At 75.6% G+C, this 6,320-nt stretch carries 6 protein-coding genes and 1 pseudogene; 4 read left to right on the top strand and 3 right to left on the bottom strand.

The genetic code is table 11. From position 1 onward, the window contains the following. The first annotated feature begins 157 nt into the window (after positions 1 to 157). A complete protein-coding gene (gene gad / locus E0D90_RS22460; RefSeq protein ID WP_227870410.1) occupies positions 158 to 1,555 on the top strand; it encodes a glutamate decarboxylase in 1,398 nt (465 codons plus the stop codon). Positions 1,556 to 1,619: 64 nt separating this feature from the next. Here gad and E0D90_RS22455 read toward each other — a convergent pair whose 3' ends face one another. Then, positions 1,620 to 2,417 (bottom strand): HdeD family acid-resistance protein, encoded by a 798-nt coding sequence (locus E0D90_RS22455; RefSeq protein WP_130799833.1) that lies wholly within the window; start codon positions 2,415 to 2,417, stop codon positions 1,620 to 1,622. A 38-nt stretch (positions 2,418 to 2,455) separates the two neighbouring features. Next, complete coding sequence (locus tag E0D90_RS22450; protein WP_103501626.1) at positions 2,456 to 2,875, bottom strand: DUF7144 family membrane protein; 420 nt, start codon at positions 2,873 to 2,875, stop codon at positions 2,456 to 2,458. A 284-nt stretch (positions 2,876 to 3,159) separates the two neighbouring features. Between E0D90_RS22450 and E0D90_RS22445 the strand changes: the two genes are divergently transcribed. Beyond that, the gene (locus E0D90_RS22445) at positions 3,160 to 4,176 is read left to right on the top strand and encodes a ketopantoate reductase family protein (RefSeq protein WP_103501627.1); all 1,017 of its coding nucleotides are present in this window, start codon (positions 3,160 to 3,162) and stop codon (positions 4,174 to 4,176) included. Between the two features lie 51 nt (positions 4,177 to 4,227). On the opposite strand, the gene E0D90_RS22440 is transcribed toward E0D90_RS22445, so the two are convergent. Further along, positions 4,228 to 4,476, bottom strand: coding sequence for a hypothetical protein (locus E0D90_RS22440; RefSeq protein ID WP_227870409.1), 249 nt, complete (start codon positions 4,474 to 4,476; stop codon positions 4,228 to 4,230). A gap of 127 nt (positions 4,477 to 4,603) precedes the next feature. Between E0D90_RS22440 and E0D90_RS22435 the strand changes: the two genes are divergently transcribed. Together E0D90_RS22435 and E0D90_RS22430 are read left to right on the top strand one after the other, a co-directional pair. Then, positions 4,604 to 5,584: an NTP transferase domain-containing protein gene (locus E0D90_RS22435; protein ID WP_130799832.1), complete on the top strand. Its 981-nt coding sequence runs from the start codon at positions 4,604 to 4,606 to the stop codon at positions 5,582 to 5,584. After that, positions 5,581 to 6,320: pseudogene (locus tag E0D90_RS22430) on the top strand (hypothetical protein); the annotation flags it as partial. The gene E0D90_RS22435 and the pseudogene E0D90_RS22430, both read left to right, overlap by 4 nt.

Raw genomic sequence — 6,320 nt, 5'->3', positions numbered from 1 at the left:
CGTCCCGCCCCGCGCCCCTCCGCTCCACCGACCGGGCGCAATGCCGCGCCGTCCGGCGTGCCCCGGCCCGACCGGATCGGCCGCCCGACCACGATCGGTCCTCCGGCGGCCGGCGGCCAGGTGCACGGCCGGACAACGACGGGAGCGTGCGTCAGCCGTGGTACTGCATCAGATCGGGGACGACTCCGACAGCCCGCTGGAGGACGCCTACGCGCTGCCGGTCTCCGAGCGCCAGTTGCCGCGTTTCCGGATGCCCGACGAGACCTCGCCGCCGCGCGCCGTCTTCGAGCTGATCCGCGACGAACTGGCGCTCGACGGCAACTCCTCGCAGAACCTCGCCACCTTCTGCACCACCTGGGCGGAGCCGGAGGTCCACGGACTGATGGATCTCTGCCTGGACAAGAACATGATCGACAAGGACGAGTACCCGCAGACCGCCGAGATCGAGTCGCGGTGCGTGCGGATCATCGCCGACCTGTGGAACGCCCCCTCCACCCCCGGGGCGGACGGGGCGGGGGCCGCGTCCGGCTGCTCGACGACCGGCTCCAGCGAGGCGTGCATGCTCGGCGGTCTCGCCCTGAAGTGGCGGTGGCGCAAGCGCCGTCAGGCCGAGGGCAGGCCCGCCGACCGGCCCAACCTGGTGTGCGGCCCGGTCCAGGTGTGCTGGGAGAAGTTCGCCCGCTACTTCGACGTCGAGCTGCGGCAGGTCCCGCTGGAGCCGGACGCGACCGGGCTGCGCCCGCACCAGCTGCGGCAGTACGTGGACGAGAACACCATCGGCGTCGTCGCCATCCTCGGTGTCACCTACACCTGCGACTACGAGCCGGTCGCGGCCATCGCCGCCGAACTGGACGCCATCGCGGCCGACACCGGGCACGACGTCCCGATCCATGTGGACGCCGCCAGCGGCGGGTTCATCGCGCCGTTCCTCCACACCGGCCTGGAGTGGGACTTCCGGCTGCCGCGCGTCGCCTCGATCAACGCCTCGGGCCACAAGTACGGGATGGCGCCGCTCGGTGTCGGCTGGGTGGTGTGGCGCTCCGCGGAGCTGCTTCCCGAGGAACTGGTCTTCCGGGTCAGCTACCTCGGCGGTGACATGCCGACCTTCGCGCTGAACTTCTCCCGGCCCGGCGGGGAGGTCGTCGCGCAGTACTACACGCTGCTGCGCCTGGGCCGCGAGGGCTACCGCAAGGTGTACGAGGCGGCCGCCGCCACCGCGCGTTCCCTCGCGGCGGACGTCGCGGGCATGGGCCCGTTCACGCTGCTCTACGACGGGGAGGGCGCGCTCCCGGCCGTCTCGTGGAAGCTGACCGACCCGGCGAACAGTCCGTTCACCCTCTACGACCTGACCGAGCGGCTGCGCCTGCGCGGCTGGCAGGTCCCGGCGTACCCGCTGCCGCCGGAGCGCGAGGAGACGGTGATCCAGCGGGTCCTGATCCGGCACGGCATCGGCTTCGACAAGATCGCGCTGCTCGGCCGGGACCTGCGGGCGGCCGTCGCCGAACTCGGCGACGGCCCCTGCCCGGCCCCGGCCCGGTCCGGCTTCCACCACTGACCGCCCACTGACCGCCGCGGCGCCGTCCGCCGTCCGCCGTCCGCCACCCGGAGGGCGGCGGGCGTCACCGCAGACCGGCGACGTCCGCGCCCCGGCGCAGCCGCAGGGCGGTGACGATCTCGGTCGCGCCGAGCGCCAGCAGCCAGATCCCCGCGACGACGGTCAGCACGACGGCCGACTCGATCGGCGAGACGATCAGCACCACACCGGCGACCGCGCTCACCGCGCCGATGAAGATCTGCCAGCCCCGCGCGGGTGTCTGGTGGTCGTTGACCGCCGCAGCGGTCACGGTGATGCCCCGGAACAGCCAGCCGATGCCGATCCACAGCGCCAGCAGCAGCACCGACTGGGTCGCTCCACGGAAGCAGAACAGGCCCAGCAGCACCGACACGGCGCCGCTGATGAACGCCAGCGTCCGCATCGCCGCCGTGATGTGGGTGCCGAAGGCGGCCACCAGCTGCACCACCCCGGTCACCAGCAGGTACAGGCCGAAGACGACACCGGCGACCACCAGCGTCGGACCGGGCCAGATCAGCACGATCACGCCCAGCAGGCAGGCGGCGACCCCGCCCGCCAGCAGTGCCTGCCACGCGCCGCGGGCCAGATTGGCCAGCAGCGCCGTTCCCGGAGTGGCGGCGGTCGCCGCCGCCCAGGGCTCCCGGGGTTCTCCGGGTCCGGCCCGCTCCGGACCCGACGCGGGTCCCGACGTGGGTCCCGGCGCGGGTCCCGGTCCGGTGGGCGGCAGGTGCGGTGGGAGCGGGGGCACCGGGTTGAGGTGCGACGGCACCCGTCCGCGGCCTCCCCGGTCCTCGGGTCCGTCGCCGGGTCCGTCGTCGTGGGCGTGGGGGTTCTCGTGGCTCATGGGTCCTCCTCGGGGCCGTCCGGGCACCGTCGCGGTCGTCAGATGCCGACCGCGTCGTCCGGCGGTGTCAGCAGGGCGTAGATCACCAGCACGCACAGGCCCACCCCGATCAGCGACCAGAACGGGAACGCCGCCAGGTAGGCGATCTGGCCCACCAGCGCCACCACCGCCAGGGCGACGCCCGCCGCCCGCGCGACCGCCGCACCGCGCAGCACACCGACGCCCACCGCGATCTGGAGCACGCCGATCGCGAGCCAGATCCAGCCCCACGCCGCGTAGTTGAAGACCAGCAGCTCGCCCGAGGCGACCTGGAAGTAGTCGTCCTTGAACAGGGCGGCCAGCCCCGTCATCAGATGGATCAGGCCGAGCGTGAACAGCAGCACACCCGCGAAGCCGAGCCAGCCGGACATGACCGGCCGGGAGACCGTGCCGGGGTGTGACGCAGCGGTCGAGTTCATGGCGAACTCTCCTTTCCCCGCCGCCGGGGTACCGGCGGCGACCCTCCCAGGACAGCCCCGACCCCACGCTCCGCGCTCCCCGGGCTGAGCCGAACAGGTGAACGCCCGGTGGTGCCGTGCGACGCCGGACTCCCCGTCGCGCGGAGCGCGCCCCCCGGGCGCCCGGCCGCCGTCCGGCCACTGTCACCCGGCCGCCCGGCCACTGTCACCCGGCCGCCCGCGGAGCCCGCGCCCCGCCGCTCCAGGGGGAGACGGCCGAGGCGATCCGTGCCAGGATCGGCCTCATGCGCTACATCATCATCGGGGCAGGGGCGGTCGGCGGAGCCATCGGCGGGCGGCTCTTCCAGAGCGGCCACGAGGTCGTCCTCGTCGCCCGCGGCGACCATCTGGCGGCCATCCGCGAGGAGGGTCTGCACCTGGCGACGCCCGAGGAGGCGCTGACGCTGCCGGCCCGGGCCGTCGGCGGCCCGTCCGAGGTCACCCTGCGCCCGGACGACGTCCTCGTGCTGGCCGTCAAGATCCAGGACGCCGCCGCGGCCCTCGACGCCTGGGCCACCCGCCCGGTCGAGGGCGGCGGCACGGCGGGCGAGGTGCTGCCGCTGGTGTGCGCACAGAACGGGGTGGCCGGGGAGCGGCTGGCGCTGCGCCGCTTCCGCCACGTCTACGGCATGTGCGTCTGGCTTCCCGCCCAGTTCCTGCGGCCCGGCCACGTCGTCGCGCACTGCGCGCCGCTGACCGGGATGCTGCACATCGGGCGCTACCCGAGCGGCACCGACGACACGGCGAAGCTGATCGCCGCCGACCTGGAGAAGTCCCACTTCGCGGCGCCCGTCCCCGGCGACGTCATGCGGTGGAAGTACGGCAAGCTGCTGATGAACCTCGCCAACTCCCTCGACGCCGTCGGGGGCAGCACGCTGCGCGGTGACCCGCGCGCGGGTGAACTGCTGCGCCACGCGCGGGCGGAGGCCGTAGCGGTGTTCACCGCGGCCGGTATCGAGCCGGCCGGCGCGGAGGAGCAGCAGCGGATGCGCGGCGACCGGATGGACGTGCGCCCGGTCGCGGGCGCCGAACCGGGCGGCGGCTCGTCCTGGCAGAGCCTCACCCGTGGCACCGGCTCGATCGAGGCCGACTACCTCAACGGCGAGATCGTGCTGCTCGGGCGGCTGCACGGCATCCAGACCCCGGTCAACGAGGTGCTGCAGCGGATGGCCAACGTCTTCGCCCACGAGGGGCGGCGCCCGGGCTCGCTGACTCCGCCGGAGCTGTCGGCGCTCACCGCGCTCGCGGGCGAGACGTCGTAACGGGGCCGGCCGGCCCGCGGCCGCTGACCCGGCCCGGCGGGGGTGCTCGCGTCAGCCGCCGTCCTCCAGATGGCCGCAGCCGGAGCAGACCCAGAGCGGACCGGTGTCCCACTGCCGCCACATGGTGCGCAGGCAGCGGGGGCAGCCGCGGGTCGCGATGCCGCGACGGGCGACGATCGGGGGCGGGTCGGGGGTCGCCTCGGCGTACTCCTGCACCAGTCGCCGCTCGACGGGATCGTCGCTCGCCATCCGGAGCAGGGCGTGCTTGCGCGAGCGCGCCTCGTGAACGAATTCGGACACGACGCCAACCTTAGTCACCTGCTTCACCCCGCGTGGTCACTCCGGGCGACGATGTGCGGAAAACCCGCCCCTCCGACGGTGAACGGAAACGGGCCCGCAGCCCCCACCCGGCGGGGATACTGCCGCTATGGAGCGCCAGGAACGAGAGCGACCGGAGCGCCGCGCACAACGGCGGCAGCGTGAGCGATCGGACGCGGCCGGGCCGGAGCGGGCCGGCCCCCTCGCGGTGGTGCTCGCGGGCGGCGCCTCGCGGCGCCTGGGCGGCGCCGACAAGGCCGCCGTGCGGGTGGGCGGCCGGACCCTGCTGGACCGTGTGCTGTCCGCCTGCCCGGACGCGGCGGTCACCGTCGTCGTCGGCCCGCGCCGACCCACCGCGCGTCCGGTGCGCTGGGTCCGGGAGGACCCGCCCGGCGGTGGCCCGCTCGCCGCGCTGGCCGCCGGGGTCGAGGCACTCGGCCTTCCCGCCGGGCCGGAGGCGTCCGCCTCGGCGGGGCCCGTCGTCCTGCTGCTCGCCACCGACCTGCCGTTCCTCGACCCGGCGCTGCTCCGCGACTTGACCACCCCGCCGCCGGACGCCGACGGGGTGATCCTCACCGACGGCGAGGGCCGTGACCAGCCGCTGACCGCCGCCTACCGGTCCGGGCCGCTGCGCCGCGAGCTGGACCGGCTGCGCGCCGAACACGGGGGCGCGCTCACCGGACTGCCGCTGCGTCGGCTGCTGCCCGGCCTGCGACTGCGCCGGATCGCCACGAACGGCCCCCTGGACTGCGACACCTGGGCCGACATCGCCGCCGCCCGCGCCCGCATCAGCGACCATGGGCGGGTGCTGGAGGAATGGCTGGCCGCCGTCAAGGCCGAGCTCGACATCGACACCGACGTGGACACCGGCGTCCTGCTCGACGCCGCCCGTGACGCCGCTCACGGAGTGGCCCGGCCCGCCGCGCCGCTGACGACCTATCTGCTGGGGTACGCCGCCGCCCGCAACGGCACCGACCCCGCGACCGCCGCCCGGGCGATCGGGGAACTCGCCGCCCGCTGGCAGGCGGAAGCGACCCCGGGCGGTGCCGCCGACGGCGCCGCCGGCGGGCCGGGGCGGGACACGGCATGAGCGACGACTTCGACGACGCGCTGGCCCTAGCCAACGGCCACACCGGCGGGCGTGCCGACGCCTCCGCCACCGCCGCCCGCCGGGCACCCGAAAGCGGCCCGGGGCCCGAGCCCTATCCGGACCCCGCCCTCTATCTGGACCTGGACGACGACCCACCGCGCCCACGGGCGGAATCGGCCGCGGACGACGACCGAGGCGAGGGACCCGGCAGCGACGCGCGGGACGGCGGCGACGCGCGGGACGGCGGCGCCACCGGCGAGGAGCCGGAGCCGCCGCGTCCGGAGGCTCCGCCCACCGCCGAGCACCGCCGACGCCGACGGTCCGGCCCGCCCGCCGACGACCCGGCTTTCGAACCGCTCCTCGCCGAGCTGGGCCTGTCGGGGGAGCGCACACCTGACTGGCACGCCGCCCGGGAGACCGCCTACCGCGCCGCGCGCCCACTGCCCCCGGCGCTGCGCGCGCTGGAACGCGCGATCGGCCACACCCTGGCCGAGCCGCTGCCGGCCCTCACCGACCTGCCCGCGTTCGACACCTCCGCCATGGACGGCTGGGCCGTCTGCGGCCCGGGGCCGTGGCACCTGGTCTCCCCGGTGAGCGGTGCCCCGGCCGGTGAGCCGTCCGCCGGTCAGCCCTCGCCCGCCGACGTGGACGCCGGCGACGTGGAGGCCGGGGACGTGGAGGCCGGGGACGTGGACGCCGACGGGGTCGCCGCCCCGGCCGCGCCGCGGGTCCCCCC

The sequence above is a fragment of the Streptomyces otsuchiensis genome (genome assembly GCF_004305975.1).
Taxonomy (GTDB): Bacteria; Actinomycetota; Actinomycetes; order Streptomycetales; family Streptomycetaceae; genus Streptomyces; species Streptomyces otsuchiensis.
Note: the sequence above shows the minus strand (reverse complement) of the source record. Positions and strands in the feature narration are given on the sequence as shown.

What these genes read in the sequence shown, in the direction of transcription:
- E0D90_RS22455 (WP_130799833.1), bottom strand. Translation starts at nt 2,417, where the DNA reads ATGAGCCACGAGAACCCCCACGCCCACGACGACGGACCCGGCGACGGA.
- E0D90_RS22450 (WP_103501626.1), bottom strand. Translation starts at nt 2,875, where the DNA reads ATGAACTCGACCGCTGCGTCACACCCCGGCACGGTCTCCCGGCCGGTC.
- E0D90_RS22445 (WP_103501627.1), top strand. Translation starts at nt 3,160, where the DNA reads ATGCGCTACATCATCATCGGGGCAGGGGCGGTCGGCGGAGCCATCGGC.
- E0D90_RS22435 (WP_130799832.1), top strand. Translation starts at nt 4,604, where the DNA reads ATGGAGCGCCAGGAACGAGAGCGACCGGAGCGCCGCGCACAACGGCGG.